This window comes from Leptospira fainei serovar Hurstbridge str. BUT 6 (assembly GCF_000306235.2).
GTDB classification, from domain to species: Bacteria; Spirochaetota; Leptospiria; order Leptospirales; family Leptospiraceae; genus Leptospira_B; species Leptospira_B fainei.
The window spans coordinates 126,495-145,029 of sequence record NZ_AKWZ02000006.1; the positions used below are offsets into that span (position 1 = coordinate 126,495).

Genomic DNA, 18,535 nt, shown 5'->3' on the forward strand with positions numbered 1-18,535 from the left:
TTACGTCATTTTTCGATCAAATATTTCTTCCTGCAATCGGGTTGGCAAGAAGAACTAATTTTTCTAGCTGGGAATTCGCGATTTCTATAATTCTCCATAACGAGACATAAAATTCATTATCTCGCATTACCCCATATCCCGGAAAATAAATCGGTTTTGGAAATTCTTCGGAATCTACCGCCCCGTATTTTTCGTACACACTCTTAATCACTAAATTCGACATATCATACATCCCGAACGCTCTCTTAATTCCTTTCTCCAGCATATGCTTAGCGGCATACCCGAATAAGCATTTACTAGCCTTCCGAGACTCCAGGGCTCTAGTAAAAATAAATGAGTTTAAGTCGGCTACATTCGTTTCATACTGCGCGTAACGCTTCGATTCATCCTTAATGAATCCCCACTCAAACGGTAAAAGATTTGTATTTTCTTTATACATAATTCTTAATACCGCCAAAACCTCCCCTCTTTCCGAGGTCGAGAATAAATAGTAAGAATGTCGGTCATTATAGCTATCGAAGTCATCGGAAAAACCGACATATCCGTGAGAGATATAGCTTTCTTTTATGAATTTTCGCAAATCGAATACGAGTTTTGGGTTACTCGAATAATCGATGCAGTAAATTCTGGTTCCGCTTTTTTCGACAGCGTACGGATTTAATGTTTGATAGGATTCTTTAATATGTTCCATGCGGAAACAATAGCATGGGCTTAAGACAAATGGACAATCCGAAAATAAAAACCGGCCCGGTCAGCTTAATAATTAGTTTACCCAGGTAGTCCCAAAGGGCTAAGTTAAAATTAAAAACATTTTCATTTTCCCTAAAATATGCAAATGTTCTCGCATCGGTTTCCTTATTATTTAAGGCGCCTTTGTTCTCGAATTTCCCGGACAAAATTATATGAAGAACCTGCCCAACTCACCGGAAGCAAGAAAACCGACAAACGAAACATTGGTGTTCTAAGTTGAACAAAAAAATTGGAGCATTTCTTTCACATAGTTTTATAATCCGTAATTTGATATACGATACTATTAGACGATCCCAAGCAATGCTACGAAATGCAAACTTCTATAAAGTTATGCTCAATTTAAAATTCAGCCAATGTTCTCCGAGACTTTCTAGCAGCCAGCTTTAAAATCATTAATATTTTAATCTTCTTCAGCACACATTTCGTTGGGGAGTTCTCTTGTTTTGAAAATTTCTTGGTCAAAGTTCATGCGGCAAAGATCTATCCTTCAGTTATTAAATGTCCGAAAAATTTAGGATGTTATCGATGAAAATCCCTATTCCGAGCGATCGGTCCAATTTAGTTTTGAATGCATAGAATTACACTTGCGCCGGAATTTGAACGACACTGCCCGGACTTTTAAATTTTTGTTGACATGCAGGCATTTACCTGCATTTTGTTTTGGTATGCTAAAGGAAATGGAAGGTGCTGACAAAGTATTTAAGGCGCTGGCTGACCCGAGCCGCCGAAAAGTTCTCGATCTTCTTTATGCAAACAATGGCCAACCACTTTCGGCTTTGTGTGAACAGCTAAATATGCAGAGACAATCGGCGACTCAACACATCGACATCCTAATCAATGCGGTTCTGGTAACCGTAGTTTGGAAAGGTCGAGAGAAACTGCATTTTATTAATCCTGTGCCGATTTACGAGGTCTATGAGCGTTGGGTTAGAAAATTCGAACAAAATCGCTTACGGTTTTTACAAGATCTGAAAGTGCAGCTTGAAGGAGAAAATGATGGAAAAACCTAGTTTCGTCTATGTCACGTACATAGTCAGCACACCGGAGAAGGTATGGAGTGCATTAATTAATCCTGAAGTAACGCGTCAATATTGGCTTGATCCCTTAGCCAAGAATCCGGCGCATGTAAACGTTTCGGATTGGGAGCCCGGTTCGGAGTGGAAGCATCAGCGCCTGGACGATGCAGGTACAATCGACATCAGGGGCAAGGTTGTTGAAAGTATCCCCCCGCGTCGTTTGGTTCTTACCTGGGCTAGACCGAAGGAAGTCGAAGAAGAATCAAAACATTCGCGGGTAACATTTGATATTGAGCCTTATGCGAATGGGATCGTTCGTTTGGTTGTCACCCATGAAGATCTAGATCCACAGATGCTTGCAGGGATATCCACTGGCTGGCCCGGGGTTCTTTCAAATCTCAAAACATTCCTGGAGTCAGGACGCGCGCTAGCACAGCACATTTCGGTGGCCTAATTGCATCACAATCTTGAACATACGACTTTTCAAAAATTTTTAGATGGAAAACAAAAATGAATAATCCCTATTCCGGCGGATGCGCTTGCGGCACAATTCGGTACAACATTTCTGATGAACCGATATTTATGAATGATTGCCAGTGTCGGGACTGCCAACGGATGAGCGGAACGGGTCATGGATCTTATCTGACGTTTCCCTCTCGGGAAACGGTAAAACTCGACGGAGAAGCGGCAGAATTTAATATGGCTAGCGACAGTGGCAAGATTAAGACTAGCGGCTTTTGCCCAAAATGCGGCTCACCGGTATATATGACGTTCGCCGCTATGCCTGAACTATTTACGGTGCACGCTACAAGTCTTGACGATCCGCGTCGATACAAACCGCAGGTTGTGACATACGCTGACCGGGGTTATACTTGGGACCACATCGATCCGTCACTGCCAAAATTCGAAAAGATGCCGCCAATATAAGATTTTTGGCTAGTAAGAATTTCGTCATTGAATGCGTAATATGGACAGACTTGCTCCTCCGACCTTAAGTAATCCATTGGCAGTTTAAGACTCACGCGCCAATGGGAACAAACTTCCGATCAGGATAAATAATATATTAAAAGAAAATATAAGTTTCAATCTATTTTACGTTTCTATCATAATGGAAGATGACCGTAAATTAGAACATCTATCGGAAATAAACTCCCGAGCAAAATAGAAATTGGCCGATAGCCGGCAGCGATTATTTTAGGTTCACCAAAAGCATAGTAAATTAACGTATAATGTGAACCCATAACGTTAACCGGTAGAACATTAAAAAAAACAATGATATAATGTTTTTCACTTTTAGATAGTGTATCTAAATTTTCTCATTATTAGAATCAAAGGCGATTTTTTCCGGACTGCCGCAAGGTCTTGAAAATTTTAAAATCGTTTAAAAGATTACGGCTGAAGCGACTCATTCAAAATCGATTCTCGATTATGCTGAATATTATTTTATGACTGCAAATATTCAGCAAACTTTTATAATATACGGGAGCCCATATTCTTGCCGATAATTTATAGATTCACAAAATCGATGCCATTTTTAATCATATCGAAATACATCGTTACAGGAATTCCAATTAGGGACCCCAAGGTCGAATATCTTTTATACTTCCTTATAACAATAGTTTCCTTAAGGAATGGCGACTTAGGATTTTTAATATTTGCGGTTAAAAGTATTCCGATGCAAATGGGACCTGCTGACTCTCCGTACAATAATAGACTTGTATTGGAAGAATCTTTAAGTCCTTCATCCACATAATGTACCCTGAAACCGCTTTGTTCGTATAATCGGGAAAAAACGGACGCTCATACCGTTTTTTAAAGGATTCTTCGGGTATTATTAAATAACTTTGGATGATTCCATCCGTTCAAATCAGAATCGATTTTCGGTTATAAGTTTTTCCGGATGGAGGCCATTTTGTCAAATCTCGGCGCATAATCTTTTCCAAAGATAATGTGAATAGTTTGTTTTTAAAACCGAACCGCGCTCCATTTAATAGAATACTGAAGATCGCCAATCGCTTTACTATCGGGAAAACAAAACTTACTTGTAGATCTTTTCAGATTTGTCTCTATAAGTGGAAACGTCCCATCAAATGTAAGAGTTTGGCATTTTAGGAGAACCTGATGATCTGGAATAAAACGAAAAAAATTACAACAATTACCGCGAGCGTTTTAATACTTCTTCTCTTACTTATCTTATCACAAACGGCCTGCTTCAGTTCGTTTGGAGGAACTCCTACTGGAAAGCGATTGGAAAGAATCCGAACTTCTCCGCAATACGGAGGCGATGACCTCTTCGAGAACAAACCGTTCGTTCCGAATATTGTCCCCGGCACATATACGCAAATGCTCAAAAGACAACTCTTCGGCTCCGAAGAGAGGATTCCTTCGAATCCGATACCGGTCGTAAAACCGGACCTTAAAAGTTTTTCGAATCCTCTACTACCCGGACTCAGAGCGATATGGTTCGGACATTCTTCCGTTCTTGTCGAGATCGACGGCTTGCGAATCTTTACCGATCCGGTCTTTTCCGAAAAAGTTTCTCCGTTCACGAGCGTCGGACCGAGTCGCTTTTTTCCTCCTCCGGTTGCCTTGTCCGATCTGCCGCCGATCGACGCAGTGGTCATTTCGCACGACCACTACGATCATCTCGATATGGAAACGACCCGATACCTAGCAAGTCGTGGTACAAAATACTTCGTTCCTCTCGGAGTTGGAGCGCATTTGGAGGCTTGGGGAGTCCCGGGTAGCCAAATCATAGAGTTAGATTGGTGGGAAAAAAAGAATATTAAGAATATTGAAATTATTTGCACTCCCGCAGTCCATTATTCGGGGAGAGGTTTGTTCAATCGCAAATCCACTCTTTGGGCCTCTTGGAGTGTGATCGGCCCAAAACATAAATTTTTTCATAGCGGAGATACCGGATTTTCCTCCCATTTTAGCGAGATCGGAAAACGGTTGGGACCGTTCAATTTAACCTCCATTAAAATCGGCGCATACGATTGGACTTGGGAAGCAATTCATATGAATCCGGAACGGGCCCTACAAGCTCATATCGATCTCAACGGACGTAAAATGCTACCGGTGCATTGGGGAACTTTCAATCTAGCGATTCATTCCTGGGACGAACCGATTCTCAGAACCGTCCACGGAGCCAAAGAAAATAAAATCGATCTGATCGTGCCAAAACCAGGTCAATGGGTAGATATGGCCTCTCCTCTTATTTCTGAACCTTGGTGGGAGAAATTAAAGTAGGCGAGCTAAAAATGAATTAAACTGAAGAAGTTTTCTTCTTCCAGTTGATTTTGATGACGGACATATCATCCTGTTTAAAAAGGAAGGTTAGATAAACATCTTGTTTTTTGAATATTCTATCGGGATCATCTCGGATAGAATATTCAAATCATTGCACCAGCTCTTTGACTCAGATTTCTCCGAATTCTTATTTGTGGGAATTTCACTGTTCGACGAAACGTGAGTGCAAAGCAATAAATTCAAATTAGGATTGAAATCTATCTCGTCGTAAGCATATTGCGTTTTCGCAATATACCGTCGATTCCATCCGTTTTTTCCAATTTCACGATAAAACCACCTTCAGAGAAGTATCGGGGGATGTGACCCGCTGACACAAACCTGTACTTCCGATATTCGTCCCGATATTCTCGACAATTCAAGTGAAGAACCGGTTCAAATTCATAAAAAGCCCGAACCCCTCCATTTTTAGAATAAGTATAGAAGTGAATTGCCCAAGATCACATTTTTGTTCCTTCTACGCGAAGACGTTTATTCGGCACAAATAAACCTGCCGTTCGATTTCAGGTTTGGGTTAAATTCTTCAATTTTTGGAAATAATTTATAATGAAAGGTTTTATTAAATTTACTTGTCTTATGATTCAGGAATGCGGGAGTTTTTGATATATGGAAGATGAAAGAAGAAAGGGGGATCGAATCAAAACCGTCCATGTATTAGAAATGAGTGTTTTAGCGGTTACGGGAAAAGGCGCAATTAAAGGTAACGTTCATGATATTTCAAACTATGGTATTGCAATTATCGACTATGTATCTTCAAAGACTCTGAAAATCCATGAGAAAATAATCGGAGTCATTTCCGGAAATTCCATCGAAGATATAAACTTTTCCGGGCGAATTGTCAGAATGGATACGGTTGAATCAAATACCGGTTTAAAAAGAATTATTGGAATCGAATTTTTAAATGTAATCCCTAATTTAGATGAACTCGTTGTGTTAGGTTTAAATTCTTCAAAATCATTGATCCGAATGTAGTTCGTTGCTAGTTTGAAAGCATCTTAAGGATTGCTTTTTTTCGTCAACCCCAAGGCGTCGCTCCGAGGCGTTAAATTTCACCGATACTTCCCTTTGCCGAGTATGGATCCAAAAGCCGGATACATCTTCCGGATTGCAGACAATTGAAATTAGATTTATCGTTTATCCAAGAATGTTTAGCTCGATACTTGTTATTGCTTTTTTCTATGAGCGTGAGTTATTCTCTCGGTCCATTTTGCTATAACAGTCCCACGACAGTCCATAGAATTTGTTTGTAAAAGAACGCTCGGCCTATTCTCTAGAATCATTTGGCGTGATTTATCCATTCCGGTTTTGAAGAAATAAAATACGAGGCCAATGTTAAGACCGAAGCAAAGGAATAAACTATCGTTGCCCGATTCATCCCGAAAAAAACCGCCATTATCGACGCATAGAAAACGAAAGAGATACCGAACCCAAGTCGAAACGGTACATTAAATACGAGCAGGATTATCAACGTCAGCAAAAAAACAGTCTTTGCGTAGTAGGCGTTTCTTCCGGCTTCAACTTCAGTCATTCTTTCTATTATGTTCTGCTCTGCCGGTGAACTAACTTCTACCTTATAATATTTTTCCCAAATATTCTTCCCTGCGAAAAAATCCAACTGCATAGAACCGTTCACGATGACATAACCTAGTACAACAATATAGATTATCATTTTATTTAAATTCATACATAACTTTGATTCGCAAATTTGAAGATGTAACTGCACGGCAAACGCAGATCGACCGATATCTCGACCGAAAGTTTGCTTGAGTCGACCCCTTTCAATCCTATCTAATATAGAATGAAAACGTTCGTCTGTCTTGAACGATTCCGGCTTGATCCCCAAAATAATTTATATGACAAATAATTCGGAACGGAAAAATGCAATATTATACAAGAACGCCGAAATATTTTTGGTAAATCACGTTCTCTTAATAAACGATTTTTCGATCGTCGCAAAGGGGAGTCGTATTTTAGTAAAATCTCCCACCGCAACCTTCTCCACATATATTTACCTCTCTTTCATAACTAACCGAAGGATACTTATGCGGGAGTATTGGATAGCCTACCAAAGTTAAAACTGCTACTTCGGTTTTGTGAGGCTTAGATCCGATATCGTAGTTATAATGGTCCAAACCGTCAATTTCACAAATACTTACGTAGAAACCGGCTAGCTAAGTAAATGAGTAAAAACATTGGCAATGATAACAGACTCTCGAAGAAGCAATTTGATCCATCCGAACAAGGTTTAGTTGCGAATAGCTAGCAAAAGCTATATATGTAAGATTAAAGGAAATCGAACGATGGATTTGGGCATTCGAGTCAAAGCCGTCTTATATCGCGAAATATGACCAAAAATAAATAATAAACTATAACGAAGAATTATAAGTATAGCGATTAGATGATCCACGAAAAGAGATTATTGATCGGTTTTAACTGAAGGAATATTCGAAATTCAATCCGCAAATCGCTATGATTTAGAACTAATTCGCACAAACAAAATATTAACCTTTTTGAATCCGAGACCGCAATCCAATAAGTTATTTATAGAATACTGCCACCCTTTTTATGTAATATCTCGGTTCAGAAATACGTCTCTTAGAGAATAAGAATCCTGCTGAGGTAATTATGAAATCGATTTTTCATTTTGCGATAAGAGATTCCCGAATTAAGGCACTATGAACGAAAGAAAGATCAAAATAAACCTGTAATAACGTTTCGCGCAAGCTTATCGCATTAGTACTTTTTTCAAAGAGCACTTGCGAGCGATATCGATTCCGCGAGCAATGAAATCAGGGAGCAGGAAAACGATGATATCCGGTTATGAGATAAAGGAAGAGATTCACAAAGGCGGTAATGTTTCCGTATATAGAGGAAACAAGACAGATACGTCCGATCCGGTTATTATCAAAATTCACAGTAACGAATATCCCAGCGTACAAGACATTTCGAAATTTAAACGGGAGTACGAGATAGGGGCAGGAATCCATTCGTTCGGAGTGATTCGTTACTATGGTATCGAGAAATACAAGAACTCTTTCGCTATTGTCATGGAAGACTGCGGAGCAATTTCACTTAACAAAATTATTAAGGATTTAAATTTAGATCTCTCTCTAAAAATTTCGATCAAGATAGTCGAAGCTTTAGGTGAAATTCATAAAATTAATATAATTCATAAGGATATAAAACCCAGCAATATAATCGTAAATTTACAAACCGGATCCGTAAAGATAATCGACTTTGGAATCGCTTCCAGATTAACGCAAGAAAACGCTTCGCTTCAATCACCGGAACATTTGGAAGGAACATTAGGATATATGTCTCCCGAGCAAACCGGTCGGATGAATCGTTCCATTGATTACCGTTCGGATTTTTATTCTCTCGGAGCGACTTTTTACGAAATGTTCACAGGGGAACTTCTCTTCGAAACCACTAATTCGATGGAGCTCATCCATCATCATATCGCAAAAATTCCCATTCCTCCGCACGAAAGAAAGAGAGAACGTAATATATCGGAAAACCTCTCGAAAGTTATAATAAAGCTATTGGCAAAAAATGCCGAGGAGCGCTACCAAAGCGTTTTCGGAATAAAGGCGGATTTAGAAAAATGTCTCGCGGAAATAGATGGAAGCGGCGTCTCCGACGGTTCGGAATTTGTTCCCGGCAAATTTGACATATCGGAACGATTTCAAATTCCGCAAAAGTTATACGGTCGGAAAGAGGAATTAGAAAGGCTTTTAAATAGTTTTGAGAAAGTTTCCTTTGGGGAACGCGAAATGATTTTAATTTCCGGATATTCCGGCATCGGAAAATCTTCGTTAGTAAACGAAATTCATAAACCTGTATTAGCCCGAAGAGGGTACGTCATAGAAGGAAAATACGAACAATTTAAAAAAGACATACCCTATAGCGGATTTCTTAATGCTTTTCAAAGTTTAATTCAGCAGGTTTTATCCGCACAGGAATCTACTATCGAATCATTTAGAAAAGAACTTATTCAGGTTCTCGGAACTAACGGAAGAATCCTGTCGGATGTAGTTCCTGAGTTAGAGCTTATTTTAGGGAAATTGCCCCCGTCAACGACGTTAGGCCCTCAAGAAGCACAAAATATATTTAATATTGCCATTCAGAACTTTATCCAAGTGTTTGCGAGAGCGAATCATCCTCTTACGATATTTCTCGACGACCTGCAATGGGCAGATTCGGCTTCTTTGAAATTACTCGAAATCCTTGAAACAAATTCGGAATGCAAATATTTATTCGTTATCGGTGCCTATCGCGATAATGAAGTAGACCAACTACACCCCTTATTTCATGTCATTGAGGAAATTCAAAAATCAGGAACTAGCGTAGAATCGATTGCGCTTTCACCCTTGGATTTTGACAGCCTGAATCTCTTAATTTCCGACGCTCTTCATTGTGACATGGAAAAAGCAAGACCTTTAGCCGAATTGGTCGCATCTAAAACTGAACGAAATCCTTTCTTTGTTAACGAATTTCTAAAAACTTTATATCAAAATCATCTCTTAATATTGGACGTCACTACGGGTTCATGGACATGGGACTTGGAAAAAATAAGGGAAAGAGATATTACTAATAACGTTGTAGAGTTAATGTCCCAAAAGATAAAGGACCTTCCGGCGGAGACAGGCAGGATATTGCAATTAGGTGCAAGTATAGGAAACAGTTTCGATTTAAAAACTATCTCGATAGTTCGCCAACTTCCCGGTATAAAGATAATCGAAGACCTTCTTGTAGCGGCTGAAAACGGACTGCTTTTGCCTCTCGGAAATTCTTACCGTTATTTGACGACTAAGGACTCTTTAAACGCTCAAGATTCCGACTCCCGGTTTACGGTAAACCAATCCGATATTCGTTTTAAATTCTTACATGACAGAGTTCAACAGGCGGCTTACGATCTGATACCGGAATCGGAGAGAGCGGCACTTCATCTCAAAATTGGAAGACATCTTTTATGCAGCTATAGTGAGGATAAAATTCCTGAGCACTTAATCGATATTGTCGGACACTTAAACGCCGGATTTCATCTAGTCGATGACGAACGCGAGAAATCCGAAATTGCCGACTTGAATTTTCAAGCCGGCATAAAAGCCAAGGCCGCCGTTGCTTACAAATCTGCTTCGCATTACTTTCAAGTAGCGATGGAAATATTAGGGGAATCCGGTTGGGAATCTCAGTATGAAAAAACTCTTTCAATATATTCCAAAGCTATCGAGACCGAATATTTAAATACCAACTTCGAAAGGATGGAGGAACTATCTAACGTCGCCGTACAAAAAGGACGTTCCACAGTTGCTACGGTCAATATTTTCGAAACGAAAATGAGGGCCAAAACGGCTCAATCACAATATAGGGAAGCGATAGAAATTTCGAGCGAGATATTACGCACATTAGGCATTAATATTCCGACTAACGCAAATAAAATCGATGTGATAACTGGCTTAATCAAGACAAAGTTTTTGATAGGATCAAAATCCATAAGCGATTTAGAAAACCTTCCGGATATGAAAGACCTACGGAAATTGGCCGCAATGAATTTACTGATGGAAACTTGTCCGGCTGCTTACATAGGCCTACCTAACCTTTTCCCCATCATCGTATTCAACATGATTATAACTTCCTTAAAGTATGGAAGCTCGGCAGTTACCGCGTACGCGTTTTCCGTTTACGGATTGATTTTGATAAGCGCAGCCGGTGACCTACAGACAGGCTACGAGTTCGGAAAAATGGCTCTGCGTCTTATTGACAAATTTGATGACGTAAGTTTCAAAAATAAAATAAAAATGATATATTATACTTTTATTATCCACTGGAAAGAACATATATCAGAAACTAAAGAAAGTATCGAGGAAGTATCCCGGATTGCCATCCAGACGGGAGACCTCGAATATGCCTGCTATTCCGCAATAACTTATTGTAACAACTCGTTTCTTTGCGGCGATTCCTTATCTTTTATTCTAAAAAAGGCAAGTCAATATCTAGAGTTAAGCAAGAAATTTAAACAGGAAATAGCAATTAGTAATATTAGAATAATTTTACAGTTCAGCGAACACTTTTTCCAACGCAAACCTCTTCCCGAAGGATTTTTCGGGGAAACATTTCAGAAAGAGAACCTGGACTACCTGATTGAAACTAGAAACTTTAGCGGTCTCTCTTTCTATTATTTCATGTCTTCAGTATTGCATTATTTAAGCGGCTCATTTGAAAAAGCATTAGAAAACTCCGATTTAAGTGAGAAAAATATCAATGCAGCAGCGGGTCTTGCCTGGGTTCCGGAATACTATTTTTACCGCTCGATGATACTTTTGGCGCTCTGTGAATCCGCTTCGAAATCTAAACGAAGAAAGTTTATTAGAATGGTCTCCTCAATCCGTAAAAAAATAAAGAAATGGTCCGACTTTGCTCCGATGAATCATCTTCACAAATTATATTTGCTCGAAGCGGAAAGAATGAAGGTTATAGGAAATAGATCTTCGGCAGCTGATCTTTATGAAAATGCTATACATACTGCTTCTAAAAATAATTACGGAAATATACTCGCGTTATCATATGATAGAGCCGCTAAATTCTACTTCTCCGGCAAAAAAGATCTGATCGGGAAAGTATATCTACAAAGGGCACATTATTTCTATACGCTATGGGGGGCACTTGCGAAGGTGAAGGAAATCGAAGAATTATTTCCCGATATATTTTCGAAACCTACCGATTCCCTCTCAACTGCTTACCAAACGACGTCCACCTATTCCAGCGGAACGGCTGCGAAGGAAAATTCGTCTCGTCAATTGGACTTTGATAGCATTTTAAAAGCCTCCCAAGCGTTGTCCGGCGAGATCGTTTTAGAAAGATTATTAGAAAAGATAATGGCGATCGCGATCGAAAACGCCGGAGCAGAAACAGGATTCTTGATTTTAGATCGTAACGGAAATCTAGAAATCCTCGCGCGCGGCTCTTTAAAAGAAAAGGGGGCTGTCACGAATCAGGAATCTACCCAACTTACTCAAAGCGACACGACTCCGACTGCAATTTTAGAATATGTACGTCGGACCGGCAAAACTATAGTAATCTCGGATGCGATACGGGATGAAAATTTTGCAAGTATTCCTTACGTAATTTATAATAAACCCAAATCCATAATTTCTCTTCCGATTCGAAATCACGGCAAATTCCTAGGAATGCTTTATCTAGAAAACAATCTTACAACAGGCGCATTTACGCCGGAAAGAATCGATGTATTAAATATACTGTCTTCTCAAGCCGCTATCTCGATCGAGAATGCTCTCCTATATTCGAATTTGGAAAGCAAAGTTCAGGAAAGAACAACTCAGTTGAAAGACGTCGTGGATGATTTGAATAAGACAAACTCGAATTTAGAAGGAACTTTAAAAGAATTACATTCTTTAAAGCAGCAACAAGACGGCGATTATTACCTAACCTCTTTACTAATGACCCCGTTAAACAGCAACGAAGTCTCCGATGACCGGATAAGCGTGGAGTTTTTTATCAAGCAGAAAAAGGAATTTCAATTTAAACAATGGACATCGGAAATCGGAGGCGATCTTTGCAGCGCGCATACAATAAGCTTAAAAGGTAAAAAATATACCGCATTCTCGAATGCAGATGCCATGGGTAAATCCATCCAAGGGGCCGGCGGAGCTCTAGTTTTTGGCTCGGTTTTTGAAGCCATGATTCAGCGGGTCAAATTGTCGGCCACTGCGCAGGATCAGACCCCAGAACGTTGGTTAAAAAATGCATTTACCGAGCTAGATAAAATCTTTAAATCCTTTGACGGATCAATGTATGTTTCTTGCGTAATCGGACTGATCGACAATGAAAACGGCTTCCTATACTGTTTTAATGCGGAACATCCTGGAATAGTTCTATATAAAGATCAACATGCCAGTTTTATACAAGATCAACCGCCTTTATATAAATTGGGAACTTTCTGTAACGATGAAATATTTGCGATCCAAACTTATCACCTAGCTCCGGGAGATTCTATTTTCATTGGATCCGACGGCAAGGATGATATAATGCTCCACCCTGAAGGAATCCAGAACAGAAGAATCAATGAAAATGAAACCCTCTTCTTAGAGTGCGTATCCGAGGGAAAAGGCGAACTTACGGCAATCAAAGAAGCTCTTTTAAGAAAAGGAGATCTAACTGACGATCTTTCAATATTACACTTAACTTATAAACAATCGAAAGAGGAAGTAAATATTCCCCTTTCGCCGCAAGTCGAAAATATGATGAAATCGATAAATTCAGAACCTGTAGAATCAATTAAATATTCGTCACTGATTTCCGAGCTAGAAAAAGTCCTCACCGATAATAAAACTTCGGTTCCGATCATCAAATGTTTAATGAAATCGAACGTAAGATTAAAACGATATAAAGAGGCCGCCGACTACGCCGTAATGCTGTCCTCTCTTTGCCCGGGAAACACAAAAGCCATCTTTGCCGGAGCGCAATGTTTTAAAAAGATCGGCAATGTCGAACATGCGATAGACATGGGAGAGCGTTTGAGGTTGAGAAATCCTCAGGATGCATCAGTCTTATCTTTCCTATCCGACCTTTACAAAACGATCGGGAATCACGCACAAGCTGAGATTCTTAAAGAAAAAGCGAGTCAGAATAAAACACGGAATGACTAAAAACGTTTTAACGTATTCTTACTTAAAATAAAAACCTAGAAAAGGAAAATAACCGACTTCGAATCCGGATACAAATTCAATACTCACGGTTTGACCGTCCCAAGAGCCTTACTTCAAATTCTAATTGTGCGAAACTTTTAGGACACTATCCGATCCATAAACATAGATTCACCTGTGCCTCTGAGTCACAAGAATTACTACACCGCTGGCGATAAGAATCTGCCTAAAAAGGGAAATAAAATTAAGTATATTTAATATGTTTTCAAAAAGTCGACAGTCTTTTCTTTACGTAATCGTGGGGAATTCGTTCTTGCTCTAAACGATTTTTAGAATCCAATGTTCGTAGAAAGTTCCAAGTTTCACTCTCCGCTTCGGTAAGATTCTGTAATTTTAAAAATTTAGAATGCGCCCCATCGACGGCGAAATTCCGAAACTTAAGAAACACTTCCTTATCCATCAAAAACGACTTTGTCTGCGGATATTGCGATCGCAATACGGAAAGTATCTCGAATCCCTGAACATCCAAATCTCCCCAATATAAGATCTCCATTCCTTTAAGCCATACGCAATCTTTTAGGACTCCTAAACCGAATCCTTGTCCGAAAATAGCGATCGCGTTAGAAAGCTTCGGAAAACTAAGAAAATTGTAAATATTTGCGAAATTGGTCTTATTTTCTAGAATAAATACCCGCTTACACTCGCCTAAGCGCAAGTTCAAAAAATCGGATACGGGGATACTTATATCCGTCAAGCCTCCACAATACTTTTCCGAGATCTCAGCGTCTAATATCCGCAGACGAACAGATGCTTCTGCCTTTTTCAATCCATATCTGGATTCAAAATCCCGTCCCTCTCGATCAATGTGTTCCGGTATTAAAAAATCTAGGAGACTTCGTAACACGGCTTTGTTCTCTTCGATAAATTTTGTAGAAACTCGAATAGGTAATTCCCTAATATACAAATTCGGTTTAGGGTTCTTTAAAAAGTATTCGCAGACAGAAAGGAGATCTTCCCATTTTCCGGTTTGTTCTACAACCGTCAGTGGATTTTTCGACAACCAATCCTTAAGCTGCGGTATTTTCGCCAGGATGCGCTCACATTCCGATCGAAAGTCTTTGAATTCATCGCGCTTATTCAGGAAAGCTAAAAAGTCGTCCTCCGAATCGAATACGATTTTCACAGGAAGTGTTTGCATTCCGAATTTTCTAGTTTCTCTTTGAACAGACACAAGTCTGAACCCGAATTCTTTCCGCTCTTTGGATCCTTCCTTTATTTCTTCAAGCAGAGAAGGATTCCGAATCAACTCTGCAGGTTCGACTTTTCCTGTAGGAATTTCCCAAGGAAAAGAATCTATTCGTAAAATGGAATGGAATAAAATCTTATTATAATAAGATAGTGACTTTTTACGGATCTCTTCGAAAGAAATCATTTGTCAAAATTTTCCTGATTTTCGATCCCCATTCGTATTTTCATCCGGATCCAATTTCTCCTTTTTTATTCTGTAGACTCTCGAATCGCTTCCTTCCAAATTATTCTTAACAAAATATACATTTTGTATATAAGGTTCCACGACCGAAATCTTGTCCATCGGGGTGACGACCAATAATTGCAAACCCAATTGTCTAAATAGATCCATTGCATATCTGGAATTTTCATGGTCCAAATTATTAAACATTTCGTCGATGACTACAAAACGAAAAGAATCTTGCTCTCGAATTTTAAACTGATAGGCAATCGCGGAAGCAAGTATGGTGTAGGCAAGCTTTACCGTTTGTCCTCCGGATTTTCCGGCTGATGAATCATACACTTGCAGTATCTCTTCAGTCTCTCGATGAAATTCCGCCGCTTGAAAATCTAACCAATTTCTTGGATCGGTTACGAGTCTAGACCAACGATCGGTCCCATTTTCACCTTTTAGCTTTCCTAAAAGTTCCCGAATTCTGGCAAATTTCTCTTCATTATTGGAAGAATCACCCACATCAGGAATACTTGCACGAAGCATTTCTTTAAAACCTATATCGCCCACTATTTCTCGATCTTTCGTTTCGAAATATCGAATTTGAATATAAGATTTTCCTTTAGAATAGTCCAAATACCGTAAAGAACTATTAAGTTCGTCGATCCGTTCCTTTATTTCGGCTACGTCGTCTTCTAATTCAGCCTTAAATTCCAGAATTTGTTTGGCAACCTTATCAGACATCATCTCTCGGAACTTATCTTGAAACTCCGGAAGCCTATCCTTACGAATTCTTTCAGTTAATTTTGCAAATGCCCCCGCATTTAAAACGGAAACCGACAATTCTTCTCGATCCGCTTCTTCTTGGAAACGTTTCACGTAACGATCCATCGCCTTGTTCAACTCTTCGCCAATCGAATCCCTTTTTCTAAGATGATCGTCTCGTTCATTTGTCAGCATTTCGAAAAATTTTCTTTCATTTTCGGAGATTGATTCAAGTGTAATAACCATGCCAGACAGTCGTTCCGCTATAACTGGGCCTATTTGCGCAGACATTTCGGGATCGATTTCTTTGATCCTAAAAGTTAGTTCATCCATCTCTTTTCGTAAATTAGAAAGCCTCTCCTCAACGATTGTAAATTCCTTGGTAGTCTCCTTTTCTCGACCTTCGGCTTCGGATAGGCGAACTTTTGCAAGTTCGTATTGTTCTTTTAATTTCCCGTATTCAACGGAGAGAATTTCCAAGTCTTGGATTTGCTTTTGAGTTTCTAGTATCGGTTCTTCGAGACTTTGGTCATCGATTTGAGAAAATTGTTCGAAACGCAGAAATGATTTCAAATCGTCCCGCAAACGGTCGTTTTGTATTTCCTCTTCTTTGACTTTCTTTATTTCCAATTCTATTTTATATACTTCTTGACCTAATTTGACGAACTCGCCTTCCAAAGCGGAAATTTTTTCCTGGTTATTCCATCCCAAGATATAGTCCCTTGCGTCGTTAAGACTCTTGCGATCATCTTTCTCGTGACGAATTTTTCCAGATTTGATGAGTCCTTCTTTCGTGACTGCCTTCTCTTCCTTTCTCAATCTTTGTAGGTCAGAGCAAATATGCCCGAATTCCCTTAAGATCTGAGCCTCTAACCATTCTTTCTGGGATCTCTGCAAGTCGGGCTTTATTTCTAATTTGTAAAATACTTCATCCCTATCTTTAGGTTGCAATAATGGTCCGGCAGATGATAACATCCGAGAAAAAACAAGTTTTCCACCCAAATAGGAGGAATTCACATACCCCGAAACTTTTTCATATTCCTCTTCAGTAACTAACATCCGTAAGCCGAAACTTCTCAAAAGCCTTTCCAAAGCTCCCGTCCATTCTTTTTCGGAATCCTTGACCCGAATTAGCTCACATACAAAAGGAAACATTTTTTCGGAAAGTCCCAATTCTTCGGACATCTTGGCGCGTATCTCGGACTGAGTTTTGGGGAGATTTTCCCTATTTTTCTTCAAATGTTCCAACTCGGAACGTATAGAGTGAAATTCGGATTCCAGCTCTTTTTTTTGAACCATCAAATCGCCGAGTCGATCTCGAATCTCTTCCCGAGTGGATTCGGTCTCAGACAGCTTTTCCCCTGCTTTTTGGTAATTCGAGTAAAAGACTTCTTCAGTTAAAACATTTTTCAAACCGATCTTTCGAAGATATTCAGAATATTTTTCCTTTTCCGACCTTCTCCTTTTTTGCTCCAAAAAGATCACATCGTATTTTCTCTTTAGGTCTGAAATTCTCTTTTGAGTATCATTATTTTCCAATGCATTAAACAATTCCCTCTCATCTCTCTTGAACGACTCAACTTGGTCGCTAAGGACCTTTAATCGGTCTTGAATCCGGGAAAGATCGAGGATATACTCTTGTTCTTTAATTTTATGAAGCTCGTAACTTTTCTTTGAGAAGTATATAGGAACAAACCGGATTAAATCCTGCACATTCCTAACTTTTTCATCCCATTCCCTATATTCCGCCCCCTTCCGCTCTATCGGTTCCAATAGTTTTAATTGCTCTCTGGCATTTAGGATAGCTTGGTAGGTTTCGCTTAAATCTGAAAAGTTCCTATCCAATTCTTCGATTCTATCTCTTTTGTCTCTGGATTCGAGCATGTGCTCCCTTACAAATTCGTTTAAAACTCCTAAGGACTTTATCGCCACAATTTGATTGAATAAATCTGTGGCTTTTTCAGAAGCTAGACCCACCGCTTTTCTAAAATCTACTGCATATGCTTTAAAATTATCGTAAATTCTTGCGCCGCTATTTTTTAAGTCAGATCGAAGCTCTTTAACGGTTCTGTTACTTAAAAGCAAATCCTTTTCAAACTCAAGAATTTCATTCGAAACCAGAAAGATTTTTCTTAGCTCTCCCGATTCGAACCAGAAAATCTGGGCAATCCGAATTTGAGGATTTTTTCCTTTTGCTTCGAATATTGCGGATAGAACAGAGTAGCATTCCTCTTGTTTTCCTCTGATCTTTAGAATTCCCTCACTACCGGATGCGAACCGACGGTAATGTCCTTCAACGTATGTTTTCTCCGATCTATCCCTCTTTTTACTTTCTAGTCCTGAAGCTAAATTATAATTTCTTTTCGCCGAAGGAACCAGTAAAGTAAGGATTGCATCCACCAAAGTCGATTTTCCAGATCCATTTGCACCCGTTAGCAGAAAAGTCTCGCCTTCAGAATTCAACTTCCATATCTTTCCATGAAAGGTCCCCCAATTCAAAATTTCCAAAGATTTTAATCTGTATCCGCTATTTGTGGAGATTTCACCGGGTGAAAATAGATCTAGCATTG

The 18,535-nt window shown here is 39.4% G+C and carries 10 protein-coding genes; 6 read left to right on the forward strand and 4 right to left on the reverse strand.

Features of this window, described 5'->3' with window-relative positions:
* Nucleotides 1–16: 16 nt before the first annotated feature.
* Nucleotides 17–691 carry an LBL_2463 family protein gene (locus LEP1GSC058_RS07720; protein ID WP_016548963.1) on the reverse strand — a complete coding sequence of 225 codons (675 nt, stop codon included), beginning with the start codon at nucleotides 689–691 and terminating at the stop codon, nucleotides 17–19.
* Between the two features lie 724 nt (nucleotides 692–1,415).
* Here LEP1GSC058_RS07720 and LEP1GSC058_RS07730 point away from each other — a divergent pair.
* The 5 genes from LEP1GSC058_RS07730 to LEP1GSC058_RS07755 all read left to right on the forward strand — a co-directional run bounded on the left by LEP1GSC058_RS07730 (nucleotide 1,416) and on the right by LEP1GSC058_RS07755 (nucleotide 6,047).
* Nucleotides 1,416–1,760, forward strand: coding sequence for an ArsR/SmtB family transcription factor (locus LEP1GSC058_RS07730; protein ID WP_039948190.1), 345 nt, complete (start codon nucleotides 1,416–1,418; stop codon nucleotides 1,758–1,760).
* Nucleotides 1,747–2,220 (forward strand): SRPBCC family protein, encoded by a 474-nt coding sequence (locus LEP1GSC058_RS07735; RefSeq protein ID WP_016549040.1) that lies wholly within the window; start codon nucleotides 1,747–1,749, stop codon nucleotides 2,218–2,220. The genes LEP1GSC058_RS07730 and LEP1GSC058_RS07735 overlap by 14 nt, the downstream gene beginning before the upstream one ends.
* 56 nt (nucleotides 2,221–2,276) lie before the next feature.
* Entirely contained in the window at nucleotides 2,277–2,693 is a 417-nt protein-coding gene (locus LEP1GSC058_RS07740) for a GFA family protein (RefSeq protein WP_039948168.1), read from the forward strand.
* A 1,194-nt stretch (nucleotides 2,694–3,887) separates the two neighbouring features.
* On the forward strand, nucleotides 3,888–5,018 hold the full coding sequence (locus tag LEP1GSC058_RS07750; RefSeq protein WP_016549085.1) for an MBL fold metallo-hydrolase: 1,131 nt from the start codon (nucleotides 3,888–3,890) through the stop codon (nucleotides 5,016–5,018).
* 663 nt (nucleotides 5,019–5,681) lie between these two features.
* The gene (locus LEP1GSC058_RS07755) at nucleotides 5,682–6,047 is read left to right on the forward strand and encodes a PilZ domain-containing protein (protein WP_016549064.1); all 366 of its coding nucleotides are present in this window, start codon (nucleotides 5,682–5,684) and stop codon (nucleotides 6,045–6,047) included.
* A 304-nt stretch (nucleotides 6,048–6,351) separates the two neighbouring features.
* Here LEP1GSC058_RS07755 and LEP1GSC058_RS07760 read toward each other — a convergent pair whose 3' ends face one another.
* Nucleotides 6,352–6,759: a hypothetical protein gene (locus tag LEP1GSC058_RS07760; RefSeq protein WP_016549018.1), complete on the reverse strand. Its 408-nt coding sequence runs from the start codon at nucleotides 6,757–6,759 to the stop codon at nucleotides 6,352–6,354.
* 1,123 nt (nucleotides 6,760–7,882) lie between these two features.
* Between LEP1GSC058_RS07760 and LEP1GSC058_RS07770 the strand changes: the two genes are divergently transcribed.
* The gene (locus tag LEP1GSC058_RS07770) at nucleotides 7,883–13,744 is read left to right on the forward strand and encodes a protein kinase domain-containing protein (protein ID WP_016548974.1); all 5,862 of its coding nucleotides are present in this window, start codon (nucleotides 7,883–7,885) and stop codon (nucleotides 13,742–13,744) included.
* 262 nt (nucleotides 13,745–14,006) lie between these two features.
* Here the strand turns inward: LEP1GSC058_RS07770 and LEP1GSC058_RS07775 are convergent, their stop codons facing one another.
* Nucleotides 14,007–15,173, reverse strand: a complete 1,167-nt coding sequence (locus LEP1GSC058_RS07775; RefSeq protein WP_016549032.1) for a Wadjet anti-phage system protein JetD domain-containing protein — start codon at nucleotides 15,171–15,173, stop codon at nucleotides 14,007–14,009.
* A gap of 3 nt (nucleotides 15,174–15,176) precedes the next feature.
* On the reverse strand, nucleotides 15,177–18,533 hold the full coding sequence (locus tag LEP1GSC058_RS07780; protein ID WP_016548933.1) for an ATP-binding protein: 3,357 nt from the start codon (nucleotides 18,531–18,533) through the stop codon (nucleotides 15,177–15,179).
* Nucleotides 18,534–18,535: the final 2 nt, after the last annotated feature.

Bases quoted from the DNA above. Each gene is read 5' to 3' on its own strand.
- LEP1GSC058_RS07775 (WP_016549032.1), bottom strand. From the start codon at position 15,173: ATGATTTCTTTCGAAGAGATCCGTAAAAAGTCACTATCTTATTATAAT.
- LEP1GSC058_RS07730 (WP_039948190.1), top strand. From the start codon at position 1,416: ATGCTAAAGGAAATGGAAGGTGCTGACAAAGTATTTAAGGCGCTGGCT.
- LEP1GSC058_RS07740 (WP_039948168.1), top strand. From the start codon at position 2,277: ATGAATAATCCCTATTCCGGCGGATGCGCTTGCGGCACAATTCGGTAC.
- LEP1GSC058_RS07755 (WP_016549064.1), top strand. From the start codon at position 5,682: ATGGAAGATGAAAGAAGAAAGGGGGATCGAATCAAAACCGTCCATGTA.
- LEP1GSC058_RS07720 (WP_016548963.1), bottom strand. From the start codon at position 691: ATGGAACATATTAAAGAATCCTATCAAACATTAAATCCGTACGCTGTC.
- LEP1GSC058_RS07750 (WP_016549085.1), top strand. From the start codon at position 3,888: ATGATCTGGAATAAAACGAAAAAAATTACAACAATTACCGCGAGCGTT.
- LEP1GSC058_RS07780 (WP_016548933.1), bottom strand. From the start codon at position 18,533: ATGCTAGATCTATTTTCACCCGGTGAAATCTCCACAAATAGCGGATAC.
- LEP1GSC058_RS07770 (WP_016548974.1), top strand. From the start codon at position 7,883: ATGATATCCGGTTATGAGATAAAGGAAGAGATTCACAAAGGCGGTAAT.
- LEP1GSC058_RS07760 (WP_016549018.1), bottom strand. From the start codon at position 6,759: ATGAATTTAAATAAAATGATAATCTATATTGTTGTACTAGGTTATGTC.
- LEP1GSC058_RS07735 (WP_016549040.1), top strand. From the start codon at position 1,747: ATGGAAAAACCTAGTTTCGTCTATGTCACGTACATAGTCAGCACACCG.